Raw genomic sequence first — 14,212 nt, 5'->3', positions numbered from 1 at the left:
TGGATCAGAACAGGTTGCCGGCGTTCATCGCGAGTTGCTCGACGATGGGGCCGAGCGCGAGCGCCGGGAAGAACGTCAGGCCGCCCATGATCAGGATGACGCCGACGACGAGACCGACGAACAGGCCTCCGGTGGTCGGGAACGTGCCCATCGACGGCGGGATCGACTTCTTGGCCGCGAGCGAACCCGCGATCGCCATCGCCGGCACGATCATGAAGAAGCGGCCGACGAACATCGCGCTGGCGAGCGTGAGATTGTAGAAGAAGGTGTTGCCGGTGAGGCCGGCGAAGGCCGAGCCGTTGTTGGCGGTCCCCGAGGTGAAGGCATACAGCACTTCGGTGAAGCCGTGCGGCCCGGCATTCGCCATGGAGGCGACCGCCGCCGGATAGACCACGCCGACGGCGGTCCAACCGAGAATCATCAGCGGCAGGACGAGAATGGCGAGCATCGCCATCTTGACCTCGCGCGCCTCGATCTTCTTGCCGACATATTCCGGCGTGCGGCCGACCATCAGGCCCGCGACGAAGATCGCGAGGATGACGAACAGCAGCATGCCGTACATGCCGGCGCCGACGCCGCCGACGATGATCTCACCGAGTTGCATGTTGATCAGCGGGATCATGCCGCCGAGCGCGGTGAAGCTGTCGTGCATGGCGTTGACGGCGCCGCACGAGGCGGCCGTGGTGATCACGGCGAACAGCGAGGACGCGACGATGCCGAAGCGGACCTCCTTGCCTTCCATGTTGCCGCCGGTCAGGCCCAGCGCGTGCATGGTCGAGGTGCCCTGCGCTTCCGCCCAATAGCAGACGCCGACGCCGGCGACGAACAGCAGACCCATCACGGCGAGGATCGCCCAGCCCTGGCGCTGGTTGCCGACCATGCGGCCGAACACGTTGGTCAGCGCGGCGCCGAGCACGAAGATCGACAGCATCTGCACGAAGTTCGACAGCGCGGTCGGGTTCTCGAAGGGGTGCGCAGCGTTGGCATTGAAGAAGCCGCCGCCGTTGGTGCCGAGCATCTTGATCGCGACCTGCGAGGCGACCGGACCGACCGCGATGGTCTGCTTGGCGCCTTCGAGCGTGGTCGCCTCGACATAGGCCCCTAACGTCTGCGGCATGCCTTGCCAGACCAGGAACAGCGCGAACACGACGCAGATCGGCAGCAGGATATAAAGCGTGCAACGGGTTACATCGACCCAGAAGTTACCGACCGTGCGCATGGACGCGCGGGCAAAGCCGCGGATCAGCGCGACCGCGAGCACGATGCCGGTCGCCGCCGAGAGAAAATTCTGGTGCGTGAGGCCGACCATCTGGGTCAGATAGGACAGCGTGCTCTCGCCGCCGTAGTTCTGCCAGTTGGTGTTGGTGATGAAGGAGATCGCGGTGTTGAAGGACAGATCCTCGGCGACCGCGGACTGCCCGGCCGGGTTGAACGGCAGCACGGCCTGCAGCCGCATCAGGCTGTAGATGATGAGGAAGCCGCCGACATGGAACAGCAGCATCGCAACCGTGTAGGTCAGCCAGTGCTGCTCGCGCTTCTCGTCGACGCCGGAGATCCAGTAGATGCCGGCCTCGATCGGGCGCAGGACGGGCGACAGGAACGTGCGCTCGCCGTTGAACACGCGCGTCATGTACCAGCCGAGCGGCTTGGTCAGCGCGACGACGATCGCACAATAGAGAAAAATCTGGAACCAACCGATGACAGTCATGGCATTAACCCTTCAGGCTTCGGGTCCGGCGCAATAGCGGCAGGAGCAGCGCAAGCAGGCCAGCAACGAGCGCGGCGTCGGCCAGCAGCAATTGGATGATCAGCAGCACGGCGTCAGAACCGCTCGGGCCGCAGCAGTGCGTAGGTGAGATAGACCAGGAGGCCGAACGAGACGGCGCCGGCGAGCGCATAATCGAAGATCATGGTCCGCTCCCTCACAGCCGTTCGCAGGCGTAGGTGTAACCGATCGCGAGCGCGAAGAAGCCGAAGCCCAGCGCCAGCATCAGAAGGTCCATCATGACGATACTCCTCAGTTGAGACGTTTCCGGCATAGCCCGTCTCTGGATTCCGGCGGGCCGCTTGCGGCGACCGAAGGCGGCGCGGCCGGGAACTTCACCGCGCTGACTTGCCACCGCGCACATAGGTTTTCGAGATGGAGCCTACGGCGACGTTATAGGAATCTCATAAAGGCCGGCTCGCCATGACCGGCGGCGACGTGACGCCGGCAATGCATTCCAGGCGGTCGTTCCGGGCCGGCAGCGCAGCGGCGCGGCCCACCATCCCTCTCGCAATCGTGGTTACAGCAAGCCGTGGCGAAGGTCTTTTCAGAATGCCCTTCTTCCATAAGCCCCCACCTTCGGCGGAGATGACAGTCGAAGATCCGGCGCGCCTGGACGGAAGACTCCGTCCACTTATGAAATCCCTATATCTCTCGCCCGATCCCTATCTCGTTTTCAAATGCCCTCCGGGCCATCTTGGAGAGGCCGGCCGACTGACCGACGCCAACTTCAGGAGGCCTGACATGACCGCTGCTCTCCGACGCTACGATCCGCCATCACTCGGCGACCGCTTGCGCAATGCGCAGGCGATGACGCGACCGCTGATGATCGAGATCATCGAAACGGCCTCCCGGCGCATCCCCGCGCTCGGACAGAGCGGGCGCACCGCACGCCTCACGCGCCTGATCGACGCCGAAGCTCGCGCTCGCCCTGCTGTCGGCGTTCCTCGAGGTGCGGGTGCTGGCGACGGATGTGTCGCGGCCGAGCGTTCCTTCCGTCCGCCCTTTGCCGGATCCGCTTTGCGAGCCGGTCGCCTGCGATCACTACGGCTAGACCCGACGCCATGCCGCAAGCTCCGGACATGCCGCGCACGCAGAGCCCGGCGCGCGTGATCGCGCGATTCGCCGTCCGCCTCGTGCTGCTCATGGGCTTTGCCGCATTGGGCAGCGTCGGCTTCGGCCGGAGCCTCGTCGCCCTGCTCTGGATGTCGATCGTCCTGTGCGCGCTCGCCAGCCTCGCCAGGCGGGAGCCGCTGTTCGGCGCTGCGCTCAATCATTGGGACGAGGCTGTCGCGTTCGGCGCGCTGTTCGCGCTGGTCCACGTCGTCATCGATCCGGCCTGAACGACACAGTTCCGGCTTTATGATCTTCCTATGAGATCGCGGCTCGCCCGCCCTCGAAATCATATTCGCGACTGAGGATATTGAGCACGCCGGCAAGGACCTGCGTCCGAAACCGCCGTCGTTCCGAAGGATCAAACCCGTGAAACTCGTCGAACCTCCCTCGTGCAGTTCGCCTTCGACCATCGTCTTCATCGGCCGCAATCGCCGGGGACAATGGGTCGCTCAGGAGCAGAGCGGCCTCTATGGCGGCCTGTTCGTCAGCCGCGCCCAGGCGATCAAATATGCGCTGTTCGAGAACGGACAGCATCCCGAAACCATCGTCGAGCTGCCGCGCGAGATCGAGCTCGACATGGGCAAGCGCCCCAGCACCACCGTCGCGCGGCGCGTCGCCTGAGCCAACAGGGGAAAACCAATGCTCATCCCTCCCGCCGCCTGGTTCACCGGATTCATTCCTGACCTGCCGACCCCGTTCGACGCGGCAGATGCGATCGATCTCGAGGCATTCGCCGCACTGTGCGAGCGACAGGTCGCGGCCGGCGTTCCCGCCATCGTGGTCTGCGAGACGGCGGGGGAAGCGCCGACGCTCTCGCCGGCCGAGCAGGAGCTCGTCATCCGCACCGCGGTCGACGTCGCCCGCGGCCGCGTGCGGGTCATCGCTGGCGCGGTATCCAACGCAACCAGCCACGCCATCGAGCTTGCGCGGCGCGCGGAGGCAGCCGGGGCCGATGCCGTCATGTCGGTCGTGCCCGCCTACAACAAGCCGATGCAGGAAGGCATGCTCGCGCATTTCCGCGCCATCGCCGGTGCGATCGGACTGCCCGTGATCCTGCACGACAATCCCTCCCGCACGCTGCGCCCGCTCGCCGACGAGACGCTTCTGCGTCTGGTCGAGTCCCGCCAGTTCGTCGGCCTGCGCGATGGGAGCGGTGACATCACCCGTCCGATGCGGCTGTCCCGCAACCTGCCGGCAAGTTTTCGCTTTCTCTCCGGCGAGGACACCACCGCGTTCGGCTTCATCGCGGACGGCGGCGACGGCGCGATCTCGGAAGTCGCCAACATCGCGCCGGATCTCTGTCGCACGATCTTCTCGCACGTCAGGCAGGGCCGGCTGCAATCCGCCCGCTATCTGCACAAGCGCCTGATCCCGCTCATCGCCTGCCTGTCCAGGGAAAGTCCGGCCGCGCTCAAATACGGTCTCAACCTCCTTGGCCTGATGTCCGCCGCGACCAGGCTTCCGATCGTGCCGCTGGACGCAGCCGCGCAGAGAGGCGTGGTGCGCGCATTCGCTGCGATCGCCGACGAAGAATTGATCGACAGCGTCGGAGCCTGACTGGCGGGACGTTTCATTCCGTTCTCTCGATTTCCGTGACGTATCTCGAAGGCACCTCCACGTCTGGCAGACGCGGGCGCGAGGATCGGCATCCCTATGACATTCCTATGCGGGAACGCCGGCGCTCATCTCGCAATCCTACGCGGCGATCGACATCATAAACGGCAGATTGGCGCGGCCGTCTCGCCGCGCCAGGAATGAGGACTTCCACAATGTCGATCCTGACGCATGACCTTGACCGGCCCTTGGAGGCCGAACGCCCGATGCGCACCTCCGATGCGCGCAAGGCGCAACTCTCGCGCATCGCGCTCCAGGCGCTCAGCCTGCTCTCGATGGGCAGCGTGCTCACCGCGCTGATCGCGCTGAGAACCGCAATCCATATCTGGCACCTCCCCGCCTGACCGGCGCGGCAGAGATCATGACCCTGCAGATCCGTGAGGAGGCCGCCATGGCCGCGATCGCCCTCCCGCAGCGCGGTGGCAAGGCCCGGTTGAAGCCAGCTATCCCGCGGAAAAGGCGTTGCCTAAAAGTACCTGCCCGATCTGGCGCAATTTCATGGAACGGTGTAGAGCGGTTTCATGAGCACTGGCAACGTCAACGTCGTCGCGCACCCCCTGGTCCAGCACAAGCTCTCCCTGATGCGGGAGAAGGACCGCTCGACCAAGAGCTTTCGCGAGATCCTGAACGAGATCGGGATGCTGCTGTGCTACGAGGTGACGCGCGACCTGCCGCTAGAGCTGGTCGAGATCGAGACGCCGATCGCGCCGATGCGGGCGCCCAAGATCGCCGGCAAGAAGCTCACGCTGGCGCCGATCCTGCGCGCCGGCGTCGGCTTCCTCGACGGCATGCTCGCCTTGATGCCTTCGGCGCGCATCGCCCATATCGGGCTCTACCGCGACCCCGAGACGCTGCAGGCCGTGGAATATTACTTCAAGGCGCCGCAGGACCTGTCCGACCGCACCGTGATCCTGATGGACCCGATGCTGGCGACCGGCAACTCGGCCTGCGCCGGCGCCTCCCTGCTCAAGGCGCGCGGCGCCCGCGACATCCGTTTCGTCTGTCTTCTGGCCGCGCCCGAGGGCATCGCCCAGTTTCAGAGCGAGCATGGCGACGTGCCGATCTGGACCGCCGCGATCGACGAGCGGCTCAACGACCACGGCTACATCGTGCCGGGCCTGGGCGATGCCGGCGACCGGATGTTCGGCACCAAGTAGACAGCTTGGCGCGATCGGGTTACTCCGATTGCCATGAGCGCCAACGACTTTTCACTGCAATCGCTGATCCGTATCGAGACCGCCGCCGATCCCGCCCTGGTATTTGGCGACACACCCGTCTCTCGCGCGGAATTCTCGACGAAGGTCGAGCAGACCGCTGCCTGGCTTGCGGCCCAAGGCATCGGCAAGGGCGACGTCGTCGCGGTCTGGCTGGTCAACCGGATCGAGTGGCTGGCACTGCTGTTCGCCGCCGCACGGCTCGGCGCGGTCGTCGCCGCCGTCAATACGCGCTACCGCGGCGCGGAAGTCGCACACCTGCTCAAGGTGTCCGGTGCCAGGCTGATGGTGGTCGAGGCCGCTTTCCGCTCGATCGACTTTGCCGCCATCCTCGCCGATATCGCCAAGGCCGAGGTGCCCGCGCTGCAAAAGCTCGCCGTGGTCGGCGCGGATGCGATCCCGGCGCACTGGCCCTGCGTGCGGTTCGATGCGTTTGACAAGTCCTATCCGCCGGCTCCGCCTGCTCAAGGCGACGTCGACCTGCCGGTGCTGCTCTACACGACGTCAGGCACAACCAAGGGGCCGAAGCTCGTCGCACATTCGCAGCGGACGCTGGCGACGCACGCCGCCTCCGTCGCCCACGCGCTCCGGCTCGATCACCAGCGTCATTCGCTGCTGGCCATGCTGCCGTTCTGCGGCACCTTCGGCATGACCAGCCTGCTCGGCTTCATCGCAGCCGGCGCCACCATCCATGTACTCGACGCCTTCGAGGCCGCGCCGGCCCTGAATATCCTTGGCGAGCACGGGATCACGCACTCCTTCGGCTCGGACGAGATGTTCCGCCGCATCCTCGCCCTCACCGATGCGCCACGCCCATTTCCAAATCTCGAGGTCTGCGGCTTCGCCGCGTTTCAGCCCGGCTGGCGCGAGCTTGCCGCGGAGGCCGAGACGCGCGGCATGCTGTTGTTCGGCCTCTACGGCTCGAGCGAGGTGCAGGCGCTGTTCTCGATCTCCCGCGCCGGTGATGCCTTCGCCGACCGCATCGAGGGCGGCGGCTGGCCAATGTCGCCCAATGCGAAAGTCCGCATCCGCGACATCGAGACCGGCGAGCTTGCGGCCCAGGGCGTCTCCGGGGAGATCGAGATCAGCGCACCGTCACGCTTCCTCGGCTATTTCAACAATCCCGAGGCGACGCGCGAGGCGATCACCGCCGACGGGTTCTTCCGCACCGGCGACATCGGCCGGCTGCGCGGCGATGGCTCCTTCGTCTACGAGACGCGCGCCGGCGACGCGATGCGTCTCGGCGGCTTCCTGGTCGGGCCGGGCGAGATCGAGGACGAGCTCAAATCGTGCACCGGCGTGGCCGACGCCCAGGTGGTTGCTGTCGATCTGAAGGGCCAGGCGCGCTGCGTCGCCTTCGTGATTCCGGCAGGGGAGCCGCCACAGCAGGAAGCGCTCACGGCGCGTCTGCGCGAGCGGCTCGCCGGCTACAAGGTGCCGGCGCGGATCTATGTCGTGGACGCTTTCCCCGTCACCGACAGCGCCAACGGCGTCAAGATCCAGCGCGCGAGGCTTCGTGCCATGGCGATGGAGCGGATCGCTGCCGAATAGGCCGCCTCTCTGGTTTCCGCTCGAACAGTCGCTCAGTACGACTTCGCGAGCCCCAGCACCTTTTCTGCGATGAAGCTGAGCGCGAGCTGCGGGCTGACCGGCGCGATGCGCGGGATCAGCACTTCGCGCAAGTAGCGCTCGACGTGGAATTCCTTGGCATAGCCGAAGCCGCCATGGGTCATCACCGCCTGCTCGCAGGCCGAGAAGCCCGCTTCGCCGGCGAGATATTTCGCGGCATTGGCTGCGGCGCCGCACGGCATGCCCTTGTCGTATTGCCACGCCGCCGACATCACCATCAGCCAGGCGGCCTCGAGCTCGACCCAGTTCACTGCGAGCGGATGCTGGATGCCCTGGTTCTTGCCGATCGGGCGGTTGAAGACGACGCGGGTCTTGGCGTATTCGGTGGCGCGCGACAGCGCGAGCTTGCCGAGGCCGACCGCCTCCGCGGCAATCAGGATGCGCTCGGGGTTCATGCCTTCGAGGATGTACTCGAAGCCCTTGCCTTCCTCGCCGATACGGTCCTCCATCGGAATTTCAAAGTCCTCGAAGAACAGCTCGTTGGAGTCGACGATCTTGCGGCCCATCTTCTCGATCTCGTGGACCTTGATCCTGTTGCGGTCGAAATCGGTATAGAACAGGCTGAGGCCGTGGGTCGGCGAGCGCACCTCTTCCAGCGGCGTGGTGCGCGCCAGCAGCAGGATCTTGTGCGCGACCTGCGCGGTCGAGATCCACACCTTCTGCCCGTTAACGATGTAGCGGTCGTTCTTGGCGACCGCACGTGTCTTGAGCTGCGTGGTGTTGAGACCGGTGTTGGGCTCAGTCACGGCAAAGCAGGCCTTCTCGCGGCCCTCGACCATCGGCGGCAGCATGCGCTTGCGCTGTTCTTCCGTGCCAAACACGACGACGGGATTGAGGCCGAACACGTTGATGTGCACCGCGGAGGCGCCGGACATGCCTGCGCCGGACTCCGCGATGGTTCGCATCATGACCGCGGCTTCGGTGATGCCGAGCCCGGAGCCGCCATATTCTTCCGGCACGCAGATACCGAGCCAGCCGGCGTCCGCCAGCGCCTTGTGGAAATCGTGCGGGAAGCCGCCGTCGTGATCCTTCTTCAGCCAGTATGCGTCGGGAAAGCCCTCGCAGATCTTGGCGACGGCGTCGCGTATGGCTTCCTGCTGATCGGTGAGCGCGAAATCCATGTCCTCGATCTCCTTCTCGGGAGCCGCGGCCGCGCCATCTCCCTTCTCTTCGCGTTCCCCACGCAAAGGCCGTGGCCGCTTGCTGCGCCCGGGCGTGCCTTCGCCCGCGTTCTTTAGCTCGAAAAACCGGGTACAGATACGTGAAATTGGCGATCAACTGTGTCTAACATGCATGGGGTCATGCGGCGCGAAGGTATGCGCGCGCCGTTATTTCGCAGGGAGGAAACCGCGATGGCCGGACTTTATTTCGAAGATTTTTCCGTGGGCCAGGAGTTCAGGCATCCCCTGACCCGGACCGTCACGGAGATGGACAACACCATGTTCAGCCTGCTGACGCTCAACCCGCAGCCGCTCCACATCGACGCGCATTTCGCCGAGAAGACCGAGTTCGGCCAGCGCATTTTCAACAGCCTTTACACCCTCGGCATCATGATCGGCATGACGGTCTATGATACGACCTTAGGCACCACCGTCGCCAATCTCGGCATGACCGACGTCACCTTTCCAAAGCCGGTCTTCCATGGCGACACGTTGCGGGCCACGACAAAGGTGCTCTCGGTGCGGGACTCCAAATCGCGGCCCAAGGCCGGCATCGTCGAGTTCGAGCACCATGCCTTGAACCAGAACGACGAGATCGTCGGCACATGCCGCCGCATGGCGATGATGCACAAGAGGCCGGTCTGATGCGTTCGATGCTGTTCGTGCCGGGCGATTCCCCGCGCAAATTCGAGAAGGCGAGCGAAGGCAAGGCCGACGCGCTGATCATCGATCTCGAGGACTCCGTCGTCACCGAGAAGAAGGCGGAGGCGCGCGGGCTCACGCTCTCGATGCTGAAGAGCCGCCCCGGCCCGCATCAGCTCTACGTCCGGGTCAACGCGCTCGACACCGGCATGACGCTGGCCGATCTCGCCGCGGTGATGCCGGGCAGGCCCGACGGCATCGTGCTGCCGAAATCGCAAGGTGGCGACGACGTGCGGCAGGTCGCGACCTGGCTCGAAGCCCTGGAAGCAGCAGCCGGCATCGCGATCGGCACGACCCGCATCGTCTGCGTCGCGACGGAGACCGCCGGCTCGATCTTCGGGCTCGGCAGCTACAAGGGCTGCTCCCCTCGCCTTGCCGGCCTGATGTGGGGCGCGGAGGATCTTTCCGCCTCGCTCGGCGCGACCGAGAAAGCGAGCGGCGGCGTGTTCCACAGTCCCTATCGGCTCGCACGCGATCTCTGCCTGATGGCCGCGGCGGCGGCCGAGGTCGCAGCCATCGACACGGTCTACACCGACATCGACAATCTCACTGGCCTCGAGCAGGAAACGCGCGCCGCGCGGCGCGACGGCTTTTCGGCCAAGGCGCTGATCCATCCCAAGCACGTCGACATCGTCAACGCGGCCTTCGCGCCGACGGAGGCCGAGCGCGCCTGGGCGGAGAAGGTGATCGCGGCGTTCGCGAGCAATCCCGATTCCGGCACGCTGCGGCTCGATGGCCAGATGATCGACAAGCCGCACCTTCGTGCTGCGAGGAAGATCCTCGGCCAACCCTAGACCGGAATGCGAGCCTCGCCAGCTCGATCGGCTGCGCCCGAAGCTTCGACTTGAGGTCCCGGCCTCAGTCGAAGCCCTGAACGGGCGGCGCCGAGGTTGGGGCTGGCACGGCAGACGCGGCTTGAACCGGTGGGGCCGGATTGCCGGCAGCTCGCATCTGACCGTTGGCTGCCATCGCCTCGCGCGTGCGCGGTGCGGCGCGGCTCGCGGCCGTGCGGCGAGGCGGCTGCCGGTGTGTTACCGGCCGCGGGCTTCTCAGGCCCCAGGAGCGGGCGATCGAAGGTCCGGCCGTGTAGCCGACCAGAGCTCCGGCGACCGCTCCGACCGGGCCCAGCACGACGGCACCGGATAGAGCACCGAGCGCTGCATCGCCCGCGCGCTCCTGCGCGAAGGCGCTCGCCGGCACCCACGCCAGTATTGCAACAGCGGTGATCAGAGCTTTGGTCATCGGAGCGCCTCCCTCGCGGGAGATCACTCCTGTTCAAATATGGCCGCACGAGGTTCGCTTGCCGGCCAACAAGAGGCAATCGCTGGCGGAACCTAGCCGCCCGGGCACTTGGCCGAGCATCGATCTTCAGGACCCCAGCAACAAGGACAGGCGCGCCGACATCTTGACAGCGTTCACCCACCGCCTATTTTTTTCGCCGAGAAGAGACTTTCTCACCCTCGACATCAAAGGAATTAACGCGACCGTCTGGAGAGACGATGATGCTCGATGAGAATCTGGCCCGCATTCGTGCGCACCGCAACAATATCCACCGCTACCGGCGTCTGCTGAAGACCAGGCTGTCGGAGCTGGAGCGCCATTTCGTCGAGAGGCGCCTCGCGGAAGAGCAATCGGCGCTCGATGGACTGACCGCGGCGACCTTCCCGATCGGCTTCCGCGCTGCCGGAGCGCCGGCCAATGCGGCGGGGATGGCGCAATGAACAGCCAGCGAGATCTGCTCATTCGAGGCAGCGAAAAGGTCATCGGCCATTACGAGCTGCTTCTTGCAAGCGCCAGGACCGAGCATGAGCGCGAGCTCTACCGCCAACGCATCGAACGCGAGCGGCGGCTGATCCGGGACCTGCAGGGCGGATGGGATCACCGCGCCGCCTGAGCTGGGAGATCACACGGCCCGTCATCCCAGGGCAATCGCATTTGAATTTTGCAGAGGTCGTCATGCCCGGGCTTGTCCCGGGCATCCACGTTCTTTGTGTCGCGTGGAAAGGCGTCATGGCCGGGACAAGCCCCGCCATGACGCTGTGGAGACAGCCGGTGCCCATAGCGACATCTCATATGCGATGGCCCTGCCGTCGCAGGGGACGACCTGCTTCCGCGGTTCGTCCCCGCATTCGTTTCAGCGAACGAGGCGATTGGGGCCTGCGAGCGCGCTGCTGGGCTCAGCCGCCGGCGCCACTCTCACCGTGGCGGTGAGCGGCGCACCCTTGCGCAGCAGAGTGAGCTTCACGTCCTCGCCGATGCGCGCAAGGCCGATCGTGTTGCGGAGCTGGGCAGCAGTGCGGATCGGGCGGTCATCGGCGCCGGTGACGATGTCACCCTTGCGCAGGCCCGCCTTCTCTGCAGGGGAATCCGCCGCGATCTCGGCGACGACCGCGCCCTGGTTCAATCCCTTGTTGATCGAGGGATGCAGGTCCTTCAGCGAAACGCCGATGCGGCCGCGCTCGACGCGGCCGCTCACGATGATCTGCTCCATCACCTTGCGCGCCATGTTGGCCGGAATGGCAAAGCCGATGCCGACATTGCCGCCCGCGGGCGAGATGATCGCAGAGTTGATGCCGACGAGTTCGCCGCGCAGGCTGACCAGCGCTCCACCGGAATTGCCGGGATTGATCGCGGCATCGGTCTGGATGAAATCCTCATAGCCCTGCTTGCCGAGGCCGGTGCGGCCCAGCGCGCTGACGAGCCCCGATGTCACCGTCTGGCCGAGGCCGAAGGGATTGCCGATCGCAAGGACGAAATCACCGACATCGAGCCCGTCGCTGTCGCCGAAGGGAAGCGCTTTGAGCCCGGCCGGGTTCTGGACCTGGAGCACCGCGACATCCGTCGGCGGATCGCGGCCGATGACCCTGGCGGAAAACTGCCGGCCGTCCTTGGTCGTGATCTGGACGGCGGAGGTGCCTTCGACCACGTGATTGTTGGTCAGCACATAGCCTCGCTCGGCGTCGACGATGACCCCGGAGCCGGTCGCATTGACCTCCTTCTCGATCTGCCGGGGAACGTCGAAGAATTCGCGGAAGAGCGGATCGCGATAGAGCGGGTTGTCCTCGCGCACGCGACCGTGCACGGAGATGTTGACCACGGCAGGCGTCACCTGGCGCACCAGCGGCGCCAGGGTCGGAACCGGGCCGCCGGTCTTCAGATCCGGAACCTGGCCGGCGGCAGGCTGCGACGCCGTGAGCGTCAGCACCAGCAAGGCCAGGAACAGCAGACGCACAGCATTCATCATCGTCACCTGCCGCTTGTGTTGTGAGGACAGTTGGAACCTTGGTGCTTCAGCCTTCGTCGCCTGACGCGACGATCCAGCCCTGCAGGGCCAGAAACGGAACGGCCCAGGCGGCCGCGGACTGTCCGAGCAGCACGAGCCCGAGTACGGCGGGCGTGAACATCATGCCGCTCGCCTTTCAGCGGCGGCCCATGGCCGCCGCAGCCGCATCGGCACGCCGCCACCCCGCGGCGGGTCGTCATTGTCGTTGTCGCCGTCGAGCTTGCGCAACGCGGCCAGAATGTCGGCGAGCCGGACCGTGTGGCTCATACCGGGAATCTCGCGCAAGGCCGGACAGGATTCGACCGCGTACATGTCGGATGCCCAGGACGACAGGATGATGCGCTTCTCGGGCGAGGAAAGCTCCGGCGCATTCAGAACGTCGGCGGGCGAGCCGTAATGGGCTGCAGGGTGAAACAGCGGATTGAGAGTGCCGGGATTGGTATTCACGTTGGTCATCGGTGTGTCTCCCTCATGCTCCTTTCCGGGGGACGGTTTTGTTGACGATGGGACGGCGGCGTCATCGCCGCCGTCCCGCTTGACACTAGTGCGTGTTGATCGCGATGCGCTTGACGCCTTCGCGCGCCTTCTCCGATTTCGGCAGCGACACGGTCAGGACGCCGTTCTTGAACGACGCCTCGGCCTTGTCCTCCTCGACGCCCTCCAGCGGGATCTGCCGCTCGAAGGCGCCGTAGTAGCGCTCGGTGAAGTACCTGCCTTCGCCGTTGCGCTCCGCCTTCTTCTCGCCGCGGACGGTCAGGACGCCATTGGCGATCTCGACCTGCACGTCCTTCTCGGTGAGGCCGGGAAGCTCGGCCGAGACGGTCAGCGTCCTGTCGGTCTCGCTGAGCTCGACCTTCGGCCAGCCGAAGCGGCCTTCCATCAGCGGCGACAGGCCGGTCCCGCCGAAGCCGCGGAAGACGTCGTCGAACAGACGGTTCATCTCGCGGTGAAGCGTCAGGAACGGATCGAAATTATCGCGCGCCGGCGCAAGCTCCTGGTTTCTCGACCAGGGAATGAGATCACGAAAAGCCATGGTTCTCTCCTTGATGCATCGGGAGCGCGGCCCGCGCATCCGCGCGCCGCGTTCCGCCCTTCGATCGATCGAGCGCTTCAGGCTGCTTTCTTCTGCTCGATCTGCGATGCTGCAGGAGCGCCGCCCGCGATCGGAATCCGGCGCGGCTTCATGGCTTCCGGAACCTCGCGGACGAGGTCGATGATCAGGAGCCCGTCCTGGAACGAGGCCTGCTTCACCTGAACATAGTCGGCCAGGTTGAACACGCGCCGGAACGGACGCGCGGCAATGCCCTGGTACAGATATTCGCGCGCAGCGGTCTCGGGCTTCTTGCCCTCGATGGTGAGCGCGTTCTGCTCGGCCGTCACGGTGATATCGCTGGCGCCGAAGCCTGCCACCGCAAGGCTGATCCGGTAATGGTCTTCGCCGGAACGCTCGATATTGTAGGGGGGATAATTGTCCTCGGTCGCCTGGCGCAGCGTGCTGTCGACGAGGTCGGCCAGGTGGTCGAAGCCGATGGTGGAGCGCCACAGGGGCGCGAAATCGAAACTGGTCCTCATAACCAAGTCCTCCTGAGAGCAAGATGGATACGAAGGAGCGCAAGGCGGGTATTCAGACGGGTCCGAAACGACCTGCCCGGCGCCCGTGCCGGACCCGGTTGGCGTCCGGCACACCGCTCTCGCGGCGAAAAACGACTTAGAAAACCGGAAATGGCTT

18 protein-coding genes are annotated in these 14,212 nt (G+C 65.5%); 10 read left to right on the top strand and 8 right to left on the bottom strand.

The window, feature by feature from the left end:
• Positions 1-4 precede the first annotated feature (4 nt).
• Both kdpA and H1B27_RS32915 read right to left on the bottom strand, forming a co-directional pair.
• Positions 5-1,708: a potassium-transporting ATPase subunit KdpA gene (kdpA, locus tag H1B27_RS32920; protein ID WP_197968897.1), complete on the bottom strand. Its 1,704-nt coding sequence runs from the start codon at positions 1,706-1,708 to the stop codon at positions 5-7.
• 113 nt (positions 1,709-1,821) lie between these two features.
• Entirely contained in the window at positions 1,822-1,911 is a 90-nt protein-coding gene (locus H1B27_RS32915; protein ID WP_018641117.1) for a K(+)-transporting ATPase subunit F, read from the bottom strand.
• Between the two features lie 918 nt (positions 1,912-2,829).
• Here H1B27_RS32915 and H1B27_RS32910 point away from each other — a divergent pair.
• The 6 genes from H1B27_RS32910 to H1B27_RS32885 all read left to right on the top strand — a co-directional run bounded on the left by H1B27_RS32910 (position 2,830) and on the right by H1B27_RS32885 (position 7,260).
• On the top strand, positions 2,830-3,108 hold the full coding sequence (locus H1B27_RS32910; RefSeq protein WP_197968896.1) for a hypothetical protein: 279 nt from the start codon (positions 2,830-2,832) through the stop codon (positions 3,106-3,108).
• A gap of 139 nt (positions 3,109-3,247) precedes the next feature.
• Positions 3,248-3,502, top strand: coding sequence for a hypothetical protein (locus H1B27_RS32905; protein WP_197968895.1), 255 nt, complete (start codon positions 3,248-3,250; stop codon positions 3,500-3,502).
• An 18-nt stretch (positions 3,503-3,520) separates the two neighbouring features.
• Positions 3,521-4,438, top strand: coding sequence for a 4-hydroxy-tetrahydrodipicolinate synthase (gene dapA / locus H1B27_RS32900; RefSeq protein ID WP_197968894.1), 918 nt, complete (start codon positions 3,521-3,523; stop codon positions 4,436-4,438).
• A 212-nt stretch (positions 4,439-4,650) separates the two neighbouring features.
• Positions 4,651-4,839, top strand: coding sequence for a hypothetical protein (locus H1B27_RS32895; RefSeq protein WP_061877090.1), 189 nt, complete (start codon positions 4,651-4,653; stop codon positions 4,837-4,839).
• Positions 4,840-5,016: 177 nt separating this feature from the next.
• Positions 5,017-5,652, top strand: a complete 636-nt coding sequence (gene upp, locus H1B27_RS32890; RefSeq protein WP_061877091.1) for a uracil phosphoribosyltransferase — start codon at positions 5,017-5,019, stop codon at positions 5,650-5,652.
• A gap of 33 nt (positions 5,653-5,685) precedes the next feature.
• Complete coding sequence (locus H1B27_RS32885; RefSeq protein ID WP_197968893.1) at positions 5,686-7,260, top strand: AMP-binding protein; 1,575 nt, start codon at positions 5,686-5,688, stop codon at positions 7,258-7,260.
• 32 nt (positions 7,261-7,292) lie between these two features.
• On the opposite strand, the gene H1B27_RS32880 is transcribed toward H1B27_RS32885, so the two are convergent.
• Positions 7,293-8,459: an acyl-CoA dehydrogenase family protein gene (locus tag H1B27_RS32880; protein ID WP_197968892.1), complete on the bottom strand. Its 1,167-nt coding sequence runs from the start codon at positions 8,457-8,459 to the stop codon at positions 7,293-7,295.
• A gap of 180 nt (positions 8,460-8,639) precedes the next feature.
• Here H1B27_RS32880 and H1B27_RS32875 point away from each other — a divergent pair, with 180 nt between their 5' ends.
• Together H1B27_RS32875 and H1B27_RS32870 are read left to right on the top strand one after the other, a co-directional pair.
• Positions 8,640-9,143, top strand: a complete 504-nt coding sequence (locus H1B27_RS32875) for a MaoC family dehydratase (protein WP_376709015.1) — start codon at positions 8,640-8,642, stop codon at positions 9,141-9,143.
• Entirely contained in the window at positions 9,143-9,994 is an 852-nt protein-coding gene (locus H1B27_RS32870) for an HpcH/HpaI aldolase/citrate lyase family protein (protein WP_197968890.1), read from the top strand. Before H1B27_RS32875 ends, H1B27_RS32870 begins: the two co-directional genes overlap by 1 nt.
• A gap of 64 nt (positions 9,995-10,058) precedes the next feature.
• Here the strand turns inward: H1B27_RS32870 and H1B27_RS32865 are convergent, their stop codons facing one another.
• A complete protein-coding gene (locus tag H1B27_RS32865; protein ID WP_197968889.1) occupies positions 10,059-10,442 on the bottom strand; it encodes a hypothetical protein in 384 nt (127 codons plus the stop codon).
• A 257-nt stretch (positions 10,443-10,699) separates the two neighbouring features.
• Here H1B27_RS32865 and H1B27_RS32860 point away from each other — a divergent pair, with 257 nt between their 5' ends.
• Together H1B27_RS32860 and H1B27_RS32855 are read left to right on the top strand one after the other, a co-directional pair.
• Entirely contained in the window at positions 10,700-10,921 is a 222-nt protein-coding gene (locus tag H1B27_RS32860; protein WP_376709014.1) for a hypothetical protein, read from the top strand.
• Positions 10,918-11,094 (top strand): hypothetical protein, encoded by a 177-nt coding sequence (locus H1B27_RS32855; protein ID WP_194392206.1) that lies wholly within the window; start codon positions 10,918-10,920, stop codon positions 11,092-11,094. The genes H1B27_RS32860 and H1B27_RS32855 overlap by 4 nt, the downstream gene beginning before the upstream one ends.
• A 240-nt stretch (positions 11,095-11,334) precedes the next feature.
• Here the strand turns inward: H1B27_RS32855 and H1B27_RS32850 are convergent, their stop codons facing one another.
• The 4 genes from H1B27_RS32850 to H1B27_RS32835 form a co-directional block, all read right to left on the bottom strand.
• Positions 11,335-12,444, bottom strand: a complete 1,110-nt coding sequence (locus H1B27_RS32850) for a trypsin-like peptidase domain-containing protein (RefSeq protein ID WP_376709013.1) — start codon at positions 12,442-12,444, stop codon at positions 11,335-11,337.
• 159 nt (positions 12,445-12,603) lie between these two features.
• Complete coding sequence (locus H1B27_RS32845; protein ID WP_197968888.1) at positions 12,604-12,939, bottom strand: hypothetical protein; 336 nt, start codon at positions 12,937-12,939, stop codon at positions 12,604-12,606.
• Between the two features lie 85 nt (positions 12,940-13,024).
• Positions 13,025-13,516: an Hsp20/alpha crystallin family protein gene (locus H1B27_RS32840; protein WP_061877195.1), complete on the bottom strand. Its 492-nt coding sequence runs from the start codon at positions 13,514-13,516 to the stop codon at positions 13,025-13,027.
• 77 nt (positions 13,517-13,593) lie between these two features.
• Positions 13,594-14,055: an Hsp20 family protein gene (locus tag H1B27_RS32835; protein ID WP_122401819.1), complete on the bottom strand. Its 462-nt coding sequence runs from the start codon at positions 14,053-14,055 to the stop codon at positions 13,594-13,596.
• Positions 14,056-14,212: the final 157 nt, after the last annotated feature.

Origin of the sequence: Bradyrhizobium diversitatis, from assembly GCF_016031635.1 — a bacterium.
GTDB classification, from domain to species: domain Bacteria; phylum Pseudomonadota; class Alphaproteobacteria; order Rhizobiales; family Xanthobacteraceae; genus Bradyrhizobium; species Bradyrhizobium diversitatis.
Note: the sequence above shows the minus strand (reverse complement) of the source record. Positions and strands in the feature narration are given on the sequence as shown.